The organism is Echinicola pacifica DSM 19836 (genome assembly GCF_000373245.1).
Classification (GTDB): domain Bacteria; phylum Bacteroidota; class Bacteroidia; order Cytophagales; family Cyclobacteriaceae; genus Echinicola; species Echinicola pacifica.
The window spans coordinates 1-19,141 of record NZ_KB890740.1; the positions used below are offsets into that span (position 1 = coordinate 1).

The 19,141-nt window shown below is 43.9% G+C and carries 13 protein-coding genes; 2 read left to right on the plus strand and 11 right to left on the minus strand.

The genetic code is table 11. From position 1 onward, the window contains the following. Window positions 1-1,694 precede the first annotated feature (1,694 nt). The 5 genes from B050_RS0108730 to B050_RS0108750 form a co-directional block, all read right to left on the minus strand. Window positions 1,695-2,303: a 3-keto-disaccharide hydrolase gene (locus tag B050_RS0108730; protein ID WP_018473532.1), complete on the minus strand. Its 609-nt coding sequence runs from the start codon at window positions 2,301-2,303 to the stop codon at window positions 1,695-1,697. Then, on the minus strand, window positions 2,300-3,070 hold the full coding sequence (locus B050_RS0108735; RefSeq protein WP_026235752.1) for a 3-keto-disaccharide hydrolase: 771 nt from the start codon (window positions 3,068-3,070) through the stop codon (window positions 2,300-2,302). Before B050_RS0108735 ends, B050_RS0108730 begins: the two co-directional genes overlap by 4 nt. A gap of 233 nt (window positions 3,071-3,303) precedes the next feature. Beyond that, window positions 3,304-4,002 (minus strand): carbon-nitrogen hydrolase family protein, encoded by a 699-nt coding sequence (locus tag B050_RS0108740; protein WP_018473534.1) that lies wholly within the window; start codon window positions 4,000-4,002, stop codon window positions 3,304-3,306. Between the two features lie 456 nt (window positions 4,003-4,458). After that, window positions 4,459-5,229, minus strand: a complete 771-nt coding sequence (locus B050_RS0108745; RefSeq protein ID WP_018473535.1) for an XRE family transcriptional regulator — start codon at window positions 5,227-5,229, stop codon at window positions 4,459-4,461. Window positions 5,230-5,241: 12 nt separating this feature from the next. Beyond that, window positions 5,242-5,472, minus strand: a complete 231-nt coding sequence (locus tag B050_RS0108750; protein ID WP_308428822.1) for a hypothetical protein — start codon at window positions 5,470-5,472, stop codon at window positions 5,242-5,244. 567 nt (window positions 5,473-6,039) lie between these two features. Between B050_RS0108750 and B050_RS0108755 the strand changes: the two genes are divergently transcribed. Further along, the gene (locus B050_RS0108755; protein ID WP_018473537.1) at window positions 6,040-8,364 is read left to right on the plus strand and encodes an outer membrane beta-barrel family protein; all 2,325 of its coding nucleotides are present in this window, start codon (window positions 6,040-6,042) and stop codon (window positions 8,362-8,364) included. Window positions 8,365-8,573: 209 nt separating this feature from the next. Here the strand turns inward: B050_RS0108755 and B050_RS0108760 are convergent, their stop codons facing one another. From B050_RS0108760 to B050_RS0108770, 3 genes are all read right to left on the minus strand, one after another. Beyond that, on the minus strand, window positions 8,574-9,206 hold the full coding sequence (locus B050_RS0108760; RefSeq protein WP_018473538.1) for a hypothetical protein: 633 nt from the start codon (window positions 9,204-9,206) through the stop codon (window positions 8,574-8,576). Window positions 9,207-9,208: 2 nt separating this feature from the next. After that, window positions 9,209-9,802 (minus strand): hypothetical protein, encoded by a 594-nt coding sequence (locus tag B050_RS0108765; RefSeq protein WP_157492665.1) that lies wholly within the window; start codon window positions 9,800-9,802, stop codon window positions 9,209-9,211. 818 nt (window positions 9,803-10,620) lie between these two features. Beyond that, window positions 10,621-12,873: a Tex family protein gene (locus B050_RS0108770; RefSeq protein WP_018473540.1), complete on the minus strand. Its 2,253-nt coding sequence runs from the start codon at window positions 12,871-12,873 to the stop codon at window positions 10,621-10,623. 382 nt (window positions 12,874-13,255) lie between these two features. On the opposite strand from B050_RS0108770, the gene B050_RS0108775 reads away from it, so the two are divergent. Beyond that, window positions 13,256-13,843, plus strand: coding sequence for a TlpA family protein disulfide reductase (locus B050_RS0108775; protein ID WP_018473541.1), 588 nt, complete (start codon window positions 13,256-13,258; stop codon window positions 13,841-13,843). A 151-nt stretch (window positions 13,844-13,994) separates the two neighbouring features. Here B050_RS0108775 and B050_RS0108780 read toward each other — a convergent pair whose 3' ends face one another. The 3 genes from B050_RS0108780 to B050_RS0108790 form a co-directional block, all read right to left on the minus strand. Next, a complete protein-coding gene (locus B050_RS0108780; protein WP_018473542.1) occupies window positions 13,995-14,903 on the minus strand; it encodes a serine hydrolase in 909 nt (302 codons plus the stop codon). Window positions 14,904-14,959: 56 nt separating this feature from the next. Then, window positions 14,960-17,647: a glycoside hydrolase family 78 protein gene (locus tag B050_RS0108785; RefSeq protein ID WP_018473543.1), complete on the minus strand. Its 2,688-nt coding sequence runs from the start codon at window positions 17,645-17,647 to the stop codon at window positions 14,960-14,962. 406 nt (window positions 17,648-18,053) lie between these two features. Beyond that, entirely contained in the window at window positions 18,054-18,929 is an 876-nt protein-coding gene (locus B050_RS0108790) for an ROK family protein (RefSeq protein ID WP_018473544.1), read from the minus strand. Window positions 18,930-19,141: the final 212 nt, after the last annotated feature.

The following is a 19,141-nucleotide window of genomic DNA, read 5'->3' on the forward strand; positions in this document are numbered from 1 at the left end:
GGAGGACAAAGGTAAAAGCTTTTTTCCTAAATCCCAAAAACTTTTTTTATTATTATTTTTCAATCCCTTAAACATCTCAAGCTCAATCCTTAACCNCTCTCCAATCCCTTTTGATGTCGTCTCCTATCCGTCTAACAGGATGACAAAGGTAAGAAAGGTTTTGGGTTATGCAATACATGCCTCTTAACAAAAACTTTAAAATATGTTAACCTACTTAAGATCAAGCNTATAATTTTGAATTAAAATCAATAAAACCTTCCATAATGTACATTTAGCGTAATTAGACCGCTTTTAAGAAGCCAATCCCCCAAAAATAAGGAGGCTTTTTCTCCTAAATAAGTAGTCATACTCCCCATTCTGAAGGCTAGTTCCCTCCTCTTTCCTTATAATCGAACCTTCTCGCCTCCCTACCCCCTCATTTTAGATAGCTTAAGCCTCCCCGGATTGTTGCTAGCGACTGGCTTTTATGAAGCTTTAGCCCTCAGCCTAGGCTGTCAAAGCCTAGGCCATGCAGCTAAGCTTATATTCTAAAGCAATCCACCTCTGTTTCATGCAATCCTATATAGTTTCCTTTATTATATATATATAGGACCTAAACGCACTTAAGCCAACTGATCTTTATAAACTGCTGGATTTCCATAGAAAGTGAAAACTGCAGAAGCTAAAAACTACCATCAATGTCTAAGTCGGATGAACTATCGGAAATATGAAATACACCATACACTATTCTGTATTCTTCTTTTTTAAGGTATTCCAACCTAAAGGACCACACCTTTTCCTTTCTAGTAAAAAACACGTAGCTGATTTTATCCTTCATATACCCCCCATCATAATTGCAACTATCTGGACCAGGGAATAACCCTCAAAGCCGACTTATACTATATATACACTAAACCGTGAAAGGTATTCCAATTATCCCGTTCGCTCAGTTGAAATAGTGGGATTATAGGTATGCTTAGCAGAGTGGATACTTCATACTACTCCGCTCCTTTTATCCTTTTGTACTCCCCTCATTTTAATTGCCAAGGAAAGGATCAGGTCCAAGCATCAAAAAGCCGACTTATACTATATATATACACTAAACCGTGAAAGGTATTCCAATCCCCATTCCTTCAGTGGTAATAGTGCAATTATAGCTGCCCTTAGCAGGATTGGTAGGTCATACTACTCCGCTCCTTTTATCCTTCAGTACTCCCCTTATTTTAATTGCCACGGAAAGGATCAGATCCAAGCATCACAAAATCGACTTATACTATATATATACACTAAACCGTGAAAGGTAATCCAATCCCCATTCCCTTAGTTATAATAGTGCAATTATAGCTATGCTTAGCAGGATTGGTAGTTCATACTACTCCGCCCATTTATCCCTTAGTGCTCCCTTCATTATAATTCCCACAGAAAGAACAAGATCCAAGCATCAAAAAGTCGACTTATACTATATATATATCCTACACTGTAATCGGTACTCCAATTATCCCGTTCGCTCAGTTGAAATAGTGGGATAACCACTGCGCTTAGCAGGATTGATACTTTATACAACTCCGCCCATTTATCCCTTTGTGCTTCCTTCATTATAATTATCACCGACTGGATGCAAGCCCCCATAAGCGGACTTATACTCTATATATATAGTCACAAAAAAAAGGGAGACTCAGTGAGCCTCCCTTTCTTCCTATTGTACTTTATAGTTCTTATAGCTTACGAAGCTTAATATTTCTCCATGAAACTTTGATTCCTCCACCATCGTGAATTTGAAGACAAATCCCGCCTTCTCCAGCTCCGATTTTAGCATCAGAAAAATCCACCATTTCAGTGCCATTCACCCAGCTGATCACTCGGTCACCTTCCACACGGATTTTCATCTTGTTCCACTCGCCAAATTTCAGGGCCTTATCTTTCTCAGCATCTGGCTTCACCAACCATCCTCTACCGTAAGACTCATAGATTCCGCCAGTATCATGACCCGGAGGGGCCACTTCCACTTGCCATCCTGACACCTTGGTGCCATCCACACTGGAGCGAATAAACACACCACTATTTCCATTGGCACTTTGCTTAAACTCCAGCTCTAGTTCAAAATCCTTGTACTCTTCATTGGTACCTAAGTAACCGTAACCTTTGTCAGGACCGCTTTCGCAAACCAATAGTCCATCCTCTACATACCACTTTTCGGTACCATATATCGTCCAGCCATCAAGGTTTTTACCATTAAATAATTTTACTTTCTTACCCGCAATATCTCCAGCGGTAAGGACTGCCATGATAGGCAATAATAAAAGCAGCGTTTTTATTGATTTCATAGTTTTCTAATTTTAATATTTTTGTACCAAGTTTTTGCTCCGTGATCCTGAAGACCAATATATCCCTGCTTAGCTACGCCATAATCAGGAAAATCCTTCCATTTGCCTTCCGTTTTTCTTTTCTCCCAATCCGCAGACCAAGGATCAAAAGAAACCGTCTTCTTACCATTGAGATAATATTCGGCTTGGTCTTCCGTAAATACAATTCGCGTAGTATTCCACTCCCCAGCAGGCTTCACAGCACCTTCAAAATCCGGCGTGTACATGCCATAATCAGCACCGATAGATTGCCACATCTCTAGTTTTTCAGGAAAACCGATCTGATCAATCACCTGATATTCTGGTGCAGTATAATAAGGAGCATCATGCTTGTCCTCATCCACTATATGGTAAAAAATACCACTATTTCCACCTTCTGCAATCTTCCAGTCCAACTGAAGCTCAAACTCACCAAATTCCTCAGTGCCGTAAACTACATCCCCTCCAATATCTCCACCTTTGCCAAGCGCTACAAACATCTCATCCTCAATAATCCATCCAGATGGAAGCTCGCCTTGATTATAGCCTCTCCAGCCATCAGCCTTCTTTCCGTCAAAAAGCAATTGCCATCCAGCATCTTTTTCCGCTGCTGACAAACTGTTTTCCTTCGATACATTTTGGGTTTCAGCAGGCTGCTCAGTAACTACCTCCGCAGACTCCTGTTTTCCACCGCTGCATGCAGCCATAATCGCGGCTATTGCAAAAACGCTCAGTGTTCTTTTTTTCATTTGTGCTTAGTTTAAAATGGTTTTTTATCTTTATTTCTTCCTCCTTTTAGCCCATATACTGGCATTCATAAGGAAAAGAAAATTTTTTAGTTCATATTATTACAAATCCTAGATCATAAATATAATATTATTTAACAATAGTATAATGGTTAGTTAATTTTTTTCATTAATAATTTTCCTATTCCCTTGCCCTAGACCGTTCATAATATGGCTTTTGAGGACGATCACCTCCATTATATAGTACAATATAAGATTTTAGGCTCCTCCACTCCCGCTGCTGCCACCAATTCTCCCCTTATATTCCAGACCGCAGACCTACCACAGGCTTCAAAATCCCCGCAGGAACCTATGGCATTCACCATAAGAAGATCCTTGGAAAACTTGCCTGCCATTTCGGCATAAAAAGGGTAGGCTCTTTCGATCCCTGAAGCATTATTGGCCACCGATACTAAAAATACCTCGGCACCTCTATCGCTCCTATCGGCATAATGTTTTTCATGCAAAGTTTCATAGCATATCCCTAAACCAATGGTCCGCTCCCCTATATTAATAATAGGCGAAGAATTTCCTGCCTTATAATAAGGCTCCTCATCTGCATCCAGCAGCTCTTTATCATATTGGTGGATAGATCCATCAGGAAAAAACACAAGCATGCTTATCATCAGATCTGCTTCTTTCCTTATCGGTAAGCCTATGCCTAAGACCATTCCCAGCTCCTTGCTCACTTCCTTAAATCGGTCCAAAACTGGATCTGTGGAACTAAAGCCAATAGATAGATCTGTATAAAGGTCATAGCCTGTCAGGGACAGTTCTGGAAAGAATATGGCTTCCGCCTGCTCTCTATAAGCCATTCTGATATATTCCTCATGTCCTTTAATATTAGACTCCAGTTCCCCGGCGAGGGATTTGTATTGTGCCAAAGCGATCTTCATAGGTTCCTGATTATGTGCCGGTAAATGTCTAAAATCCCCTATGGGGAAATAAACCCGAATTATGCATTAGCCTATCTATTACGACCAGAGACTACCTCTAAATCAGTCGCTACGCTGCCGTTTTCGATTTCACCATAGCGGCACTATGCTTCTACCTCAAAACAGCCTGATTTTCTTGCAGTTTTCAGCCCTCAATATGATTCCTAATGTAAAGTGCGGTATAAAAATAAAACTACAGGTAAAGCCGATTAAACCCAAAGATATATTATGAATTTCCTGGAGAAAATAAGGATGTTTATTTGGAGAATGTAAATGGCTATAAACCCCATAAAATCGCCTGTCTTGCGGGAAGGCCATTTAATGTCTTTACCTACAGCGCTAAAAAAATGAGGAGGCAAAACTAGAGGCTCCTTTTTATCAAAATGGGAAGGAATAGCAATTACACAATGATGGATATTATTTAGAGGAATGGATAATTGAGCTTCTGAGATCGGTGATCATATCAGCAAGATCCTCCAATGTCATATCGCTGGACTTATCTTTTGGGCTGGGGAAATCAGTACTGATATAGGCTTTGGACTCCCATATCTCCAGCACCTCTTCTCCAGCAATCTCATAGGGTTGGAAAAGCTTATTGTCGGAGACCAAAAAGAGCTTGCCTTTTTCCTCTAGGTAGTTGAACACTCTTTTATAAACCACCCCTTCGGATTCGGTCACCAGGACATAGGTCTTTCCTGACTTGATATCTGCCACTTGTTCCACATAAGCCCCGATCACCACTGTGCCAGAAGGCAATGGGAGCATACTATCTCCGCTAATCTCAAAGGCGCGATAGGTTTTATTTTTGGGCAACTGCGGCAGGTGAAACATCGGGAGTTCTTGCATATACTCAGGGTCAGAATAGCCATTCAGGTATCCCGCAGAGGCTTTCTGGGGCACCATGGCGATGGTCTCATTTTCCTCATGATCCAGAGGAATTGCCAAAATCTTCACTTCCTTATTGGCGCTGGACCTTCGGCCTTTATGCTCTATATCATGAAAGAGTAGCTCATCCATAGCCAACCCAAAAATGGACACTAAATCAGAGAGCGTGCTTAATTTTGGTTCGGAGCGACCGTCTTCATAAGCAGAAATCATGGTCCTTTTTACCGCCAGTTTATCCGCCAGCTCCATCTGGGTCATGCTTTTCTGCTTTCGCAGGAAACGTAAATTTTGGGCTAAAAACATCTGCGTCTAAGATTATGCGCTATAAAGATAAAAGTTATGATCATCATGCCACTGATTTTTGAAAGAAAAACGATGCAGATCCATTCTTGATCGCTCCATCTGCGCCATTCGCTCACGAATCTCACGGATCACATCACCTACTGCCCTATCTCCCTGGACCAGCAGATATCCGTATCGTGGATGCGCCTGATCCTCCACGTAAAATTTCACCTGATGATTGCCTGATGGTAATAACTTACTCACGATTCTGATTTTTGGTGCCTGCTCCATGGGGATTACTTTTATTTTTTATGATGCATCTAATGTAGCAATGTTCATCAAACAAACAAAGATATGTTTTTAAAATCAACATTATTTTGACTGTAACTGTCACAAAAATTGAAAAAATGATTTTAACTCTCCAAAATATGGGCCCACACAGCCTTTAGGCGCTTTTAACTTGGTTAATATTAATCCCCTGTTCCCCCCTATATTTTCTTTGACTAGTATAAAAATAGCCTATAAAAACTTCCCTAACCTAAGAAGCTTAAACACCCCACAGCTCAGCCCTAAAGGAGGCCTTTTATTATAAATAACATAATTCGTCATAGAACCTACCTTCTAAGTAGTGCGACAAATTACCGCAGCTACCAGCGATCTAAGAGCTGAGCTCTATTCGGGGGATCCATTTCAAAGCACCTTTTTTGGTACTAATTATAAGTGTTTAGAATACCGCAAATCATTGCATATTTCCATTAGTCCTAAAAGAGGCTAAATATCAAACCTTCACCAATTAATATTGGTTAACAGTACCTATAAACCTTAGTAACAATGACTTTATCTAAATTCTATTTATTTTTTATTCTGTCAGGAATCAGCCTTGCCGCACAGGGGCAGGTTACCGTCAAGGGCCAGATTGTGGATGGGGAGAATGATGATCCGCTATTATTTGCTCAGGTGGCACTATTCGAAGCAGGAAGTGAAAACACGATTACCTATACCCAGTCGGATGAACAAGGGCACTTTTCCCTCGACACCAAAAAAGGAACCTATGATATTAAGGTATATCTCTTAGGGTATGAAAACAAAAAAATCAGCAGCCTCAACTTAAAGGCGGATAAAGATCTGGGGCTGATTCCACTTACCTCTGAGGGAAAGCAGCTGGATGAGGTATTGGTCCAGTCCAGCACCATCCCTATGCGCACCGATGTGGAAGGCCTGGTCATCACTCCCGAACAGAATCTAGCCAATGTCGGAGGGACGCTCCTGGATATCCTTCGAAATACCCCATCCATCAGCGTCTCAGAGGATGGCTCCATCTCCATGAGAGGAAGCTCAGGCACGAATATCCTGATCAATGGTAGAAACTCCTCCCTCAGTCAAAACCTTGATCAGATTCCCGCCTCAGCGATTGAGCAAATCAAGGTCATCAATAATCCAAATGCTCGGTATGATGCGGAAGCTGAAGGAGGGGTCATCAATATTATCCTCAAAAGAGGAGAAGACATGGGTACACATGGCGGGGCCGAACTCACCTATGGCACCCGCAATCGGCTCAATACTGGGGCTCGATTTAACCATACCACCACCAAATACAATGTGTATGCAGGGTATAACTATCGGGATTGGAAAAATCGTGGCGAAAGGACTGTATTTAGAGAACTGTATGAGGACAATGAATTACTCAACCAACGGACGGAAGGCAACGAGAGACAGCAGACTCATAGTATGAATTATGGCGGGGACTATTATTTTGGAAACAATATCATCAGCTACCAAGGGGTGTACAATTCGGGCTTGCAGCGGGAAACTAATACCCTCTATTCGCGCATGGAGGATAGCCAAACTGACGAACTGATCCTCCAATATATCCGCGAAAATCAGGAAAGTGAAACTGATGATGTCTTTGACAATGCCTTGATCTACGAGCGCACCTTCGATGACAAAAGCCGCGAGCTCAAGGTGAGCCTTAATAATTCCTACCAAAACCAGTATAAAACGCAAAATATCTCCATCTATAGGGACGCCTCCGAGCTACTTCCAGAAAACCTAAATGGCCAGGAAAAAGCACTAACGGACGAGAAGAGGTATATTACCGTGGTCCAGGCCGACTACGTGCATCCTGTAAATGAAAAAGTAAAGTTGGAGATGGGGCTGAAATCCACCTTACGAAAATTTGATAATGACTATAAGTACTACCAATTAGATAGTGAAAATGACTTTGTGGAGAATCCCGAGATAAGCAACCGCTTCCTGTATAAAGATCAAATTCATGCCGGGTATTTTATCTATTCCCGCACGGGCAAAAAATGGGATTTCACCCTGGGTACCCGTGCCGAATATACCCATGTGGAAGGCTACCTCTTTAATACCGACGATCTCAACGTGCACGATTATATCAATTTATTTCCAAGTGTACAAACCTTATATAAGGTCAACGAAGAAAACATCTTTAAATTCACCTATAGTCGCAGAATCGACCGTCCCACAGCCTGGAGGCTAAATCCCTTCCCGGACATCACAGATTCGCTCAGTGTGCGTCGTGGAAATCCCAACCTTCAACCTGAAATGATCAACAGCCTAGAGCTGGGCCATATGGTAAACTGGGAAAAAGCCAGCCTTACCACAAACCTATTTTATCGTCATGTGGACGGGGTCCTCGACTATATTACCACGGTAGAAAACGGCATCTCCTATCAACAGCCTATGAACCTCAATACCGCCCAAGCTTACGGGGTGGAGTTTATTGGTATGTGGGATATCAGTGCATGGTGGAATGTCAACGGCAGCGTATCCATGTTTCAGAGTAAAGTGGACGGCTCCAATATTGGGGAGGAATTTGTGAGTAAGGGCTTCTCGTGGAATTCCAAGATCACCACCGATTTCAGTCTCCCATATGCCCTCACCTTGCAGCTGGTGGGAGATTACGAATCTCCGGAGATAGAAGCGCAGGGACGGGACTATGCTCGCTATAGCATGGATGCGACCTTACTGAAGAATTTTATGGAAGACCGTCTGAGCGTATCGGTCAGTGTTCGCGATCTGTTTAATACACGCACCTTTGGCGGGTATAATCAATCAAGCAGCTTCTATCAGGAGTTCGAACGAAATTGGGAAAGCAGGATTGCTTTGGTGAGCGCTAGATATAATTTCTGATTCATCACCACCCCCCCTTTTATTATATGACTTAAGGAATAGCAGAAGTATTTCTCATGGTTCCTTCCTCAGCCTATTTATGGAAGAAATGCCACTATTGGACCTCGTCCCTACCATAAGTGCTGATCCTAGGCATTTTGCAGAAGGTTAAAAAGTTCTGAATACAAGTTCTTTAAATGAGCATAAGAAGCTATTGGGTCAATAGAATTTTACTTCCCTATTAACTTATATTCCAGCTTGAACATGGCCATGGTCCAATTAAAATGATTGGGACCAAGGGAAAGTGAGGCAGGCACCAGCTCCATTGCCACCCGACTTGTAGGCTTATTAATCCGGATCGCCACCGCCGCCTTCGCTGCGCCATAGACTCTATTAAAATACTCGGAACCCATAAAATTAGGCTCATAACCTCCAGTCCCTAATAGGCCACGGCTATAAGCTCCAAGAACGCCCACCGAGGAAACGAGAGAAATATGCTTTATTCTGACCAAATCATAGTTGAGGTCAATCCCTATGCTGGATACCCTATAGAATTCATCTCTTCCTTTATACCCTCCTGCCCCTTTATAGGTTCCAAAGGTGAAATTAGGACTAAACCTCAGCTGATCCCTTCGGCCGATTTTATTCTGATAGGAGAAGGTATAGACCAAGCCCGATCGTCCTTCCACCGCTCCTCCATTATAGGAATATCCCATTCCCGCCGCGATGCTCTTGCTCTGACGGCTGCTGCATTGGCCATAGGAGGCAGAACTGAGCATTATAGCCACTATCATCAGCAATAAATGACTCCATTTTAGGGCCTTATAGTTAGCTAGAAAGAGATTCATCAGATTTTGCAGCATGCTTATTTTATTTTAAAATTCACTGTTAAACTTGGATAGCCTAATACAAATCCCTGATTACCCACCAAGATTGAAACTGGGCGAAGCTCATAGCTGGTGGACTGCTTTTTTGGGGCAACCCTAAGTCCAAAAGACCCTTTTCCACCAATATAGAAATGAGAAAAGTACCTGGATTGCTGTGGAAGGCCATTACTATCTCCTCCTGTGCCGATCATACCCCTGGACAATGCCCCAAAAGCACCTCCCGAGATCATGAGCGAAAATGCGCCGAGCCTCGCCACATCCACATGGAGGTCCAGCCCCAGACTGCTCAGACGAAATTCCTGGTCCCTGGCATCATTAATCCCTATGGAACGGAATCCTCCAAACAATATTGAGGGATTAAACCGGACTCTACCCTTAGCGTCAAGCTCTCTTAAATAACCCAGATTATAAATCAGACCACTGCCACTTTCCGACTTGCCCTCTAGGACGCCCAGACCTATTCCCGCTTGAATGGCATTTCGTGAATATTCAGTTTCCTGAGCCCTAGCCCCAGAAGCCATCATCAGTAGCACTGAAAAGCAGGCCCCAAAACATATATGTGAAATCCTCATCGTCTTTTTTTAATGCTGAAAGAATTATTAAAATTACCTCGGGAATCTCCCTTTACCTAAAATTTAGATACGCAGTAGTACGCAGCATGATGGATTATATCATGGGTCAGCATGCTTTTATCCTCAAAAAATAGGCAGTGACCGTCAGCCCCTTTATTAATTCAGTATTTCTCTTTTTATTTGCCCAGGGCAAAATAAAAAACCGTAAACCATTTCCTAAAATCTACTCTATAGCGTGGTGAAGAAAAGAATCCTGGAGCATTATATTTCCCTTAAAAACTTAAAAAAAGTCAAGCTCCTTCCAAAATAATGATTCAATAGGTACTTACAGTTAGCCTATAGTTCACTCTGTACTTTATCTACCCGATTATCAGATATATACCTGTAGTTAAATATAAATATAGGATATTAAAATGACTTGAAATCAAAAAAAACATACTCCCGAAACACCAATATTCCTCCTTCTTCTAAATCAAAAAGAGTTGTCTCAAAATTACTACATTCACGGTTGGGACTTTAACGCTAGATATCCACCAAAATCGCCCCCCCGTACAGGCAAGGACCCGGATATTACCAAACGCAGGCACTATTTGGAAAGAAAGGAGGTCCTGTATCAATTCTAAAAATCAGACCTGGAGAGCACAAATAATTAACTATTACAAAGTGTAAGTTGAATAGATACAGGGTCAATTCAACAATGCTGAAAACGAGCATTTCCCTCACAAAAAAAACAGCCGGCTAGACTTGGGTCCACCGGCTGTAATCTATTGTATGGTTTATCATCTCCATCTCCACTTCTATTGGAGATATAAAATAATTTATTTGCCAAATTTCCCCTTAAGCATGGCTAGTTTTGCGGCCATATCACCTTCAGGTTCTTTCTCTTCTCTTTTGGCTCTCTTGCCGCCACCGGCTTTTGCTTTTCCTCTTTCGGCAAAAGGATCCGACTTCATACTTAAGGCAATGCGTTTACGAGCAAGGTCCACCTCAATGACGGTAACCTCCACTTTTTGGTTGACAGTAATGACCTCATTAGGATCCGATATATAGCGATCCGCCAGATGACTCAGATGTACGAGTCCATCCTGATGAACGCCCACATCCACAAAGGCCCCAAAGTTAGTAATATTGGTGATGATTCCAGGAAGCTTCATTCCCACTTTGAGGTCTTTCATTTCATTTACTCCCTCCTGGAAGCTAAACACCTCAAAAGTCTCCCGTGGATCTCGGCCTGGCTTGGCCAGTTCGGCCATGATATCCTGTAAGGTAGGCAGTCCTACGGTTTCAGTCACATAGTTTTTCAACAGTACTTTTTGGCGCAGCTCCTCACTATTCATAAGGTCCGTCACACTGCTCCCTATATCGCTGGCCATCTTTTGGACCAGACCGTAGCGCTCAGGGTGTACCGCACTTCTATCCAATGGATTTGGGGCATTTTGAATTCTGAGAAATCCTGCGGCCTGCTCATAGGCTTTGTCTCCCAGACGAGGGACGCTTTTGATTTCCTCGCGGGATTTGAAAGGCCCATGTTCATTTCTATAGGCAACTATATTCTGAGCCAAGGAAGGCCCCAGACCAGACACATAGGTCAGCAATTGCTTGGAGGCGGTATTTACTTCCACTCCTACGCCATTCACACAGCTCATCACCGTATCATCCAGTGAGTTTTTTAGTGCCGACTGGTCCACATCATGCTGGTACTGGCCCACTCCTATGGATTTCGGGTCAATTTTCACCAGTTCGGCTAAGGGATCCATCAGTCTTCTGCCGATGGATACTGCTCCTCTAATCGTCAAATCCAAGTCAGGAAACTCCTCTCTCGCCACATCAGAGGCGGAGTAAATAGAGGCCCCGCTTTCATTGACCATTACGATCAGCACATTGGCTGGCAAGCCGATTGACTTAAAAAACTGCTCCGATTCCCTACCTGCCGTGCCATTACCGATGGCGATGGCTTCCACCTGATGCTTCTCCACCAAGTGTTTTACCATGGCAGCAGATTCTGCTTTCTTTCGCTGAGGCTCATGAGGGTAGATGGCATCATAATGTAATACCTGCCCCTGAGGCCCTAAGCAGACCAGTTTACATCCAGTCCTAAAACCAGGATCGATAGCCATCACCGACTTCTCGCCGAGGGGAGCGCCTAGCAATAGTTGGCGGAGGTTTTCAGCAAAAACCTTGATCGCTCCTTCATCTGCTTTCTTTTTGGTAAATAACCTCACTTCAGTCTCCATAGAAGGCTTCATCAGGCGCTTATAGCAATCCTTGACCGCTAGTTTTACCTGCTCGGAGGAGGTATTCTGCGAGGAGATCACCTGCTTTTCCATTATGGCGAGCGCATCCAGTTCCTCAGGACTGGAATCTAGCATAAGGAAGAGTTCTTTCTCTCCTCTCCTCATGGCCAAAACGCGGTGGGATGGGGCTGTCTTGATAGGCTCCGTCCAGTCAAAATAATCTTTATATTTGATCGCTTCCTCTTCCTTACCAGGGATTACCTTGGAGACGAATTTACCTTCTTCAATAAATAGCTTACGCAATTTGGTACGAATCTCAGCATTTTCGTTGATCCACTCGGCCATAATATCGCGGGCACCATGTAGGGCTTCCTCGATATCTTTCACCTCTTTCTCTGCATCAATATACTTGCTGGCTTCCTGCTCAAGGTCAAGAGATTCCTGGGCAAAAATCAGCTCTGCCAAAGGTTCCAAGCCCTTTTCCCGGGCAATGGTAGCCTTAGTTCTTCGCTTAGGCTTATACGGCAGGTACAAATCCTCCAGGGCCGTCATGGTCTCTGCCTTATTGATCTTCGCCTCCAATTCAGGGCTGAGTTTCTCTTGCTCTCTGATAGACTTAAGAATGGCCTCCCGCCTCTTATCAAGATCCCTCAATTGCTGCACTCGATCTCGGATAGCGGCAACTTGTACTTCATCCAGTGAGCCGGTTACCTCTTTACGGTACCTCGAAATAAATGGCACTGTGGCCCCTTCATCCAACAATTCAATAGTATCAGACACTTGTTTATGTCTGACATTTAGCTCTTCGGCTATCTTAAAATAATGATCGATATTCATAAATCCAGTCAAATTTGCGGTGCTAATGGAGCGCAATTTAAAGCTTCCTGTAGAGTTTTCTGAATGGAATTTGGTTTAATTCCCCAGTTCATGGATAACGATTTGTCAAAGAAGGCTTTGAATGTTTGATCAGTTCGGAAAATGGATACCATAGATTGACCAAATTGAGAAACTTATTTTTAGGCTAATAGAACAGCATGCAAAATAAACAGCCATTGGTTCAAACTGTACTCAACTGACTAACAGACCAATGAACCATAATGCAAGTCTATAAAACTCAAACACTTGCTCAATAAAGAGAATATCCAAAAGGCTAAAATTGGCGTTTGGCCAACCTTGGCTGGGGGCATGCGTATGGTTATAAAATAACTAAATAGGATCTATGGATTGGAAGAAGGAAATCAAAAGTTGGGCTATCATTCTGGGAGTATTCGGCATCATCTATGCCATGGGTTGGTATGCACCCATCATGGGAAAATTGCAATCTATCGTCTTATCCACCGGCCTGATCAAACCTAATCTGGAAAAAGCCAATGAAGTAGGCCGGGAATTTGATTATTCCGGCAAATTCCTTGATCTCGATGGTCAACTTGTAGATTTACAATCTTACCGAAACCAAACGATTTTCATTAACCTGTGGGCCACTTGGTGCCCTCCCTGCATTGCCGAGATGCCTCATATAGAAAGCCTCTATCAGAAGATGAAGGATAATGAGTCTATTAGTTTTTTGATGATTAACCTGGACGAAGATCCGGAAAAGCCAGTAAGGTTTATTGCTAAAAAAGAATATACCTTTCCTGTCGTGCATGCCAGCTATGGTATCACCCCTTCCCTACGCCACCAAAGCATCCCTACCACCCTGGTCGTTAGCCCTGAGGGAAAAATTATCTTTAGACAGGAAGGAATGAGTAATTTTGATACGGAAGAATTCAGGGAATTCCTGCTAAATGGACCCGATGAATCAAATTGACAGCTGATCAAAAAAGTTCACCTGTTCTAGTGCGATAAATCGCCTTATTTCTCAATTTTAACTAGCTTCAGCACCTAAACATCTTATTCTATTTAGAGTAGGGAGTTTAGATTTTCAGGAATAACTGCCAAATCACTATTGCCTAAGCACGCTATTGACCCTTGGTCAGGAAATCATAAATCATGCGGGATACCTCCGAGATAAGCTGCTCGCCGGCAGGTTCATCAGATAGGTTTTTGGAAAGGATCACCAGCACATATTGGCGTCCGTCAGGAAGGGTAACAATGGCCGAATCATGCCGGACACCCGTAATTCCCCCCGTTTTATGAGCTACTATGACCTCCTTGGGAAGTAGCCTTGGGATGAGGGTTCTGAAGTGTTGATCCTCCAGAATTTTGATCATGGACTCAGATGCGGATTTACTGACGGCCTTTCCAGTGGCAATGGCCTTCATGATCAGCATCAGGTCATAGGCATTGGTGGTATTGCTTAGTCCTCGGTCAAAAGCCTTCAAGTCCTCCACCCCTCGAAGAACCTCAATATCCATCGCCCCCAGCTCACGCATAGTATGGCTGATGTTCTTTGCATCGAGTTTTTCGATCAGGATATTTGTCGCTAGATTACTACTCCTCGTGATCATCTCATAATTCAATTCCCGATAGGTGCTATTTTTTCCTATCCGATGGTATAAGCCCTCCTGACTATCCACCGACAGATCCATCTTATAAGGGCTTCCATCCACAATACTGCTAAATTGGTTGATCACCTTCACCGAATCATCCATAGATAGATTTCCACTTTCCACCTGCTTAAATAACTCTATCATCACTGGGGTTTTCATCGTGCTTGCAGCATGAAATATAGCCTTATCATTGATCAGCAGTCTTATTGAATCCTCGTCCAGCAGCTCAAAGGCCAGAGCAAAGTCTCCCTGCACCTCCGCAAAATGTGAAGTGATCTGCGCCTCCAGGTCGGATATAGATTCTTTTTGGTCCTGGGATCCTGAATTACAGCCAAATGCAATTATGACTATAAACCATCCTATTAGTAGCTGTTTCATATATCTAATTTACGGTAGATTTACCTATTAATTTCCTTTATACTCCATCCCAGATCTTATTGACCCAAAGTCCAGCTGTACTCGCCGGAAGGCAGGGAATAGACGGTACTTCCATCCTTATCCATCTTGCTGCTGATGCCACTCTCCTGAGCTGAGGGCAGAGAAAGTGTGCCTGGCAGTCGCAGGCTGGCAGTGGAGTTGGCGGGGATCACCACTTCGAAATGGATCTGTCCATTGGCTGCCCGCTCCCACTGAGAATGTATTCTGCCATAAGGCCCCTCATGACTTGCTTCAAAATGATCCAAATCCCCTGCAAAATGAGGCTGTAAAAGTATGTTTTTGAAGCCTGGCTGCGCTGGGTCTGGCTTGATGCCTCCTAGAGCTTTATATATCCACGCTCCGATCTCTCCAAACATAATATGGTTCATGGATATATCATTCTCCGAATCTATCCTCCAATTCTCATACAAGGTCGTGGCTCCATTCACGATCCACCAACCCCAGGAAGGGTAAGTCTCCTGAGCCGCCACACGATAGGCCACCTCTGCATGACCATTTTCACTAAGGGCATTAAGGATGGCCTTGGTACCCAAAAGGCCCACATCCAAATGGTAATCGTCTTGCTCCACACGGTCAGCAAGGTTTTGAGCCAGCTTGCTTCGTAGATGCTCCGGCACGATGTCCCATTGGAGCGCTACGCTCAGTTCCGTTTGATAGCCAGAACCGTATATGGCCCTCTCTTCATCTAGGTATTTATCATTAATGGCCTGTTGGATTTTTTGAGCAAGAATATCATATCTCTCTGCATTTTCCCGATCGCCCAGCAGCTGGGCTGTATGCGCTAATATCCTTGCATCCACCAAGTAATACGCTGAGGAGGTATATTCCACCGGAGATTTGGACTTGACGGGCACCCAGTCGCCCAGGCCCCAGGTGGTCAATCCCTCCGGGCTGATCTCCGTAATATGATCTACATAGCGCTGCATGGCTTCATAGTTTTCCTCCAATATGCGCTGGTCCCCGTAGAACAGGTAAACATTCCATGGGATGAGGCAAATGGTACTGGTCCAGTCCGGACCATTTCCCCACTCATATCCCCAGCCTGAAGTGGGGATGATGGAGGGCAGCACGCCGTTTGGCTGCTGCTCATCACGGTGGTCATCCATCCATTTCTCGTATATTTTGATGCCTTCATAGGAATATAAGCCAGTTTCCACCGCTATATGTGCATCTCCCGTCCAGCCATTTTTTTCTCGCTGGGGACAGTCTGTGGGATAGCCAAATAGGTTCGCCAGATATGAATTATTAGTCGCCCACCAGATCGCATCCAAGGTGGCATTAGATGAGGATATCTCTCCCACCTGAGGCACATCACTGTACATAAAATAGGCTTTGAGATGATCCTTGGAAAGCTTCACGGGCCTGTCAGCTGTCACCTCCACATATTGGAAACCCTTATAATTAAACCTGGCAGCAAATTGCTCCTCTCCTTTACCACTAAGGATAAATATATCGGTCTGGAAGGGGTCGCTATCATCTGTGGGACGATAGTGCACATCAATATTGGAGAGGTCCACACTGCCGTCTGGGGCTAGCCTTTCGCCATGCTTCAGGCGAAATAGGGTCCCCCGCTCTCCACTAATCGTAAACTCACTGACACCAGAAATATTTCTTCCTATATCAAACACAAAAGTGGAATCATTCAGCTGGCTTATGGATTGGGCTTCGATCGTCTCATTATACCGAATGGGAGGCATTACCTGAGCGACTATTTTCTCCGCCGGAGCGGAGCGGAAGATCACCCCTTTCCATTCCTTATCCTCAAAATGAGGCCTATCCCATCCCTGCTGCTCTAGTCTGGCGTCATAATGCTCCGCAGTATAAATGCTATTGAAAACCACTGGACTCAGAGAGGTCTTCCAGTCCTTGCCAGTGCTGATCACCTCTCTGCTGCCGTCTTTATAGCGGATGTGTAAGTCCATGCTGAAGGTGGGCCGATTTCGCCATGGCGCATTATGGAAGTTCCACACCGCCGTGGATTGATGATTATACCATCCATTGCCAAGCAGAACCCCAAGAGCATTCTGACCCTGAGTCAGGCTTTCTGTGATATCATGAGTGACATACAGCAGCCTGCGGTCAAATCGTGTATAAGCTGGATCAAGCCTATGGTTTCCAATTCGCTGGCCATTTATGGTCAACTCATACAGCCCTCCCACAGCGATATAAGCCCGGGCGGACTGGATCTCTTTGCTTATGCCAAACTCTCTCCTAAAATAAGGAGCCGTTTTCGTGTCCCTTGATTCATTGTCTCCGATCCAGGCCCCTTGCCAGTTTTCCTCATCCATCATCCCCGTTTCGAAGCTCGCCAGACGGGACTGCCCCAAGCTTTTGCCCTCTTGATTCCAGACCTCCACCGTCCAATAATAACTCGTAAAGGGCTGCAATTCCTCTCCCAGATATATTATCAGCTGACGGTCACCTGCCTGCTTTTGGCTATCCCAAATTAGCTTTCCCTGGCCACCGAAGGCAGTGGAATCTGTGGCCACTCGCAGTCGATACGCCGACTGAGCCGCACCTTGCAGGTCTGAATTCATCTGCCATGTAAATCGCGGTTGACTGCTGTCCAGTCCTATTGGTTCCACCATATACTCCGTCTTTAGCGCTTTTTGCGCTTGGGCTTTTTGAAAAATTAAAAGAGCTATACAAAAAGTGATGATTCGGTGTAAGGTGTTCATGATCATTGGGGGGTGGGGAATATTAGTTTTTATTGTACAATTCAAGTTGGCGCTAGCCGATGCTATTGTTCAGCTAACTATTTTTTGACTTTGGTTCTATACTGATTGATCAATACGATAAAAAGAGCCGTCTGAGTTCTCAGCATTCCCTGTATATTTTAAGGAGATAGTGTTAAATCTAAGTCAAGTCGTGAATTCGTTTTCTTTATTAAGATATAATAAGCTTTTTATTAGCAAGATATCTAATCATTAGGTAAACAAATATATAATCGTTCTGATAATCATCCACTCAAATTTACCGGATCAAATTCCCCCAAAGGGTATTTACAGATGAGTTGTCCTTCTTATTTTTTGAGAGGCATTCCTATCCTATTTTGTATTTTAAGGGATTAGGCAAGGAGTAGGAATACCTTTAAGAAATGGATTCATACCAGCAACTGGCGGCACCTATGAGGGCGGCTTGCTCCCCAAGGAGGCTTTTTCTGATTGACACATTTCCGCATTCCCTGGCCACCTGGCTTTTCACTTCCGCCATGAACAGATCGGAGGAATGCGTGATACTTCCACCTAAGACCACCACTTCCGCCTCTTCCTCAGAGGCAAATCTGCTCAGAAACAAGCCCAGGTTTTGTCCAAATTCTGTGAAAATGGCTGTTTTTAGCGGCAAATCCTCAAGCTCTGCCAAGTCCCTTACCCCAATAATTTCCTTGCCAGTGAGCTCATGGTATTTCTGCAAAAACCAGCGACTGGAAAAATACTGCTCTGCTATACCCTCCTTAAAGGAATCTCCCCACCTAGCGGCATCATGAGCTTCGGTACCATGGAAGAAGGCGGTTCCTGCGCCTGTGCCTAGCGTCATGCCTATTGCTCTTTTGAAGCCTTGGGCAGAACCCGCAAAGAGCTCTCCCTGGAGGAAGCAGGCCGCATCGTTTTTGAACCTGATCTGGCTGGTTTTTATGCCCAATTTACTCGCTAAAAGTTCCTTAATATTCTTACCATACAGGGCTTCATATTTATCCTGAGTACTCCCTATAAAAGAGATCCCCGCATCATAATCAAAAGGGCCGGGCATTGCGATCCCTAATCGTAAGGACTCGAGCCCGAGTTCAGGAACTAAGGGCACAATCGCCTCGCACCACTGCTCCAATATCATTTTCTCCTCGCCCTTAGAATCCACAGGACAGCGCATCAGCCTCTTTTCCTGTAGTTTCCGAGCCTCCAAATCCACTATACCTGCTGTGATATGAGAACCTCCCACATCTATTCCTATGACTATTTGATTCTTCATTGCTTATTTGTTTTTGATGGTGGTCCACTCTATCTCTCCGCCAGAAGCGATAAGGTCATGGGCAACAAAATTCCCCGACAAAGTCTCCCCATTTACTATGTTTTTTTGAAGGTTTCGCACCTTTTCAGGGTTCACACTATTGAAAGATCTGCCTGAAGGATTGGTCCACAGGACCCTATCAAAAGATAGATTCGGTCAGCAAATACACTGTA

What these genes read in the sequence shown, in the direction of transcription:
- B050_RS0108740 (WP_018473534.1), bottom strand. Translation starts at nt 4,002, where the DNA reads ATGAAGATCGCTTTGGCACAATACAAATCCCTCGCCGGGGAACTGGAG.
- B050_RS0108760 (WP_018473538.1), bottom strand. Translation starts at nt 9,206, where the DNA reads ATGCTGCAAAATCTGATGAATCTCTTTCTAGCTAACTATAAGGCCCTA.
- B050_RS0108765 (WP_157492665.1), bottom strand. Translation starts at nt 9,802, where the DNA reads ATGAGGATTTCACATATATGTTTTGGGGCCTGCTTTTCAGTGCTACTG.
- B050_RS0108790 (WP_018473544.1), bottom strand. Translation starts at nt 18,929, where the DNA reads ATGAAGAATCAAATAGTCATAGGAATAGATGTGGGAGGTTCTCATATC.
- B050_RS0108785 (WP_018473543.1), bottom strand. Translation starts at nt 17,647, where the DNA reads ATGATCATGAACACCTTACACCGAATCATCACTTTTTGTATAGCTCTT.
- B050_RS0108770 (WP_018473540.1), bottom strand. Translation starts at nt 12,873, where the DNA reads ATGAATATCGATCATTATTTTAAGATAGCCGAAGAGCTAAATGTCAGA.
- B050_RS0108735 (WP_026235752.1), bottom strand. Translation starts at nt 3,070, where the DNA reads ATGAAAAAAAGAACACTGAGCGTTTTTGCAATAGCCGCGATTATGGCT.
- B050_RS0108745 (WP_018473535.1), bottom strand. Translation starts at nt 5,229, where the DNA reads ATGTTTTTAGCCCAAAATTTACGTTTCCTGCGAAAGCAGAAAAGCATG.
- B050_RS0108755 (WP_018473537.1), top strand. Translation starts at nt 6,040, where the DNA reads ATGACTTTATCTAAATTCTATTTATTTTTTATTCTGTCAGGAATCAGC.
- B050_RS0108730 (WP_018473532.1), bottom strand. Translation starts at nt 2,303, where the DNA reads ATGAAATCAATAAAAACGCTGCTTTTATTATTGCCTATCATGGCAGTC.
- B050_RS0108775 (WP_018473541.1), top strand. Translation starts at nt 13,256, where the DNA reads ATGGATTGGAAGAAGGAAATCAAAAGTTGGGCTATCATTCTGGGAGTA.
- B050_RS0108780 (WP_018473542.1), bottom strand. Translation starts at nt 14,903, where the DNA reads ATGAAACAGCTACTAATAGGATGGTTTATAGTCATAATTGCATTTGGC.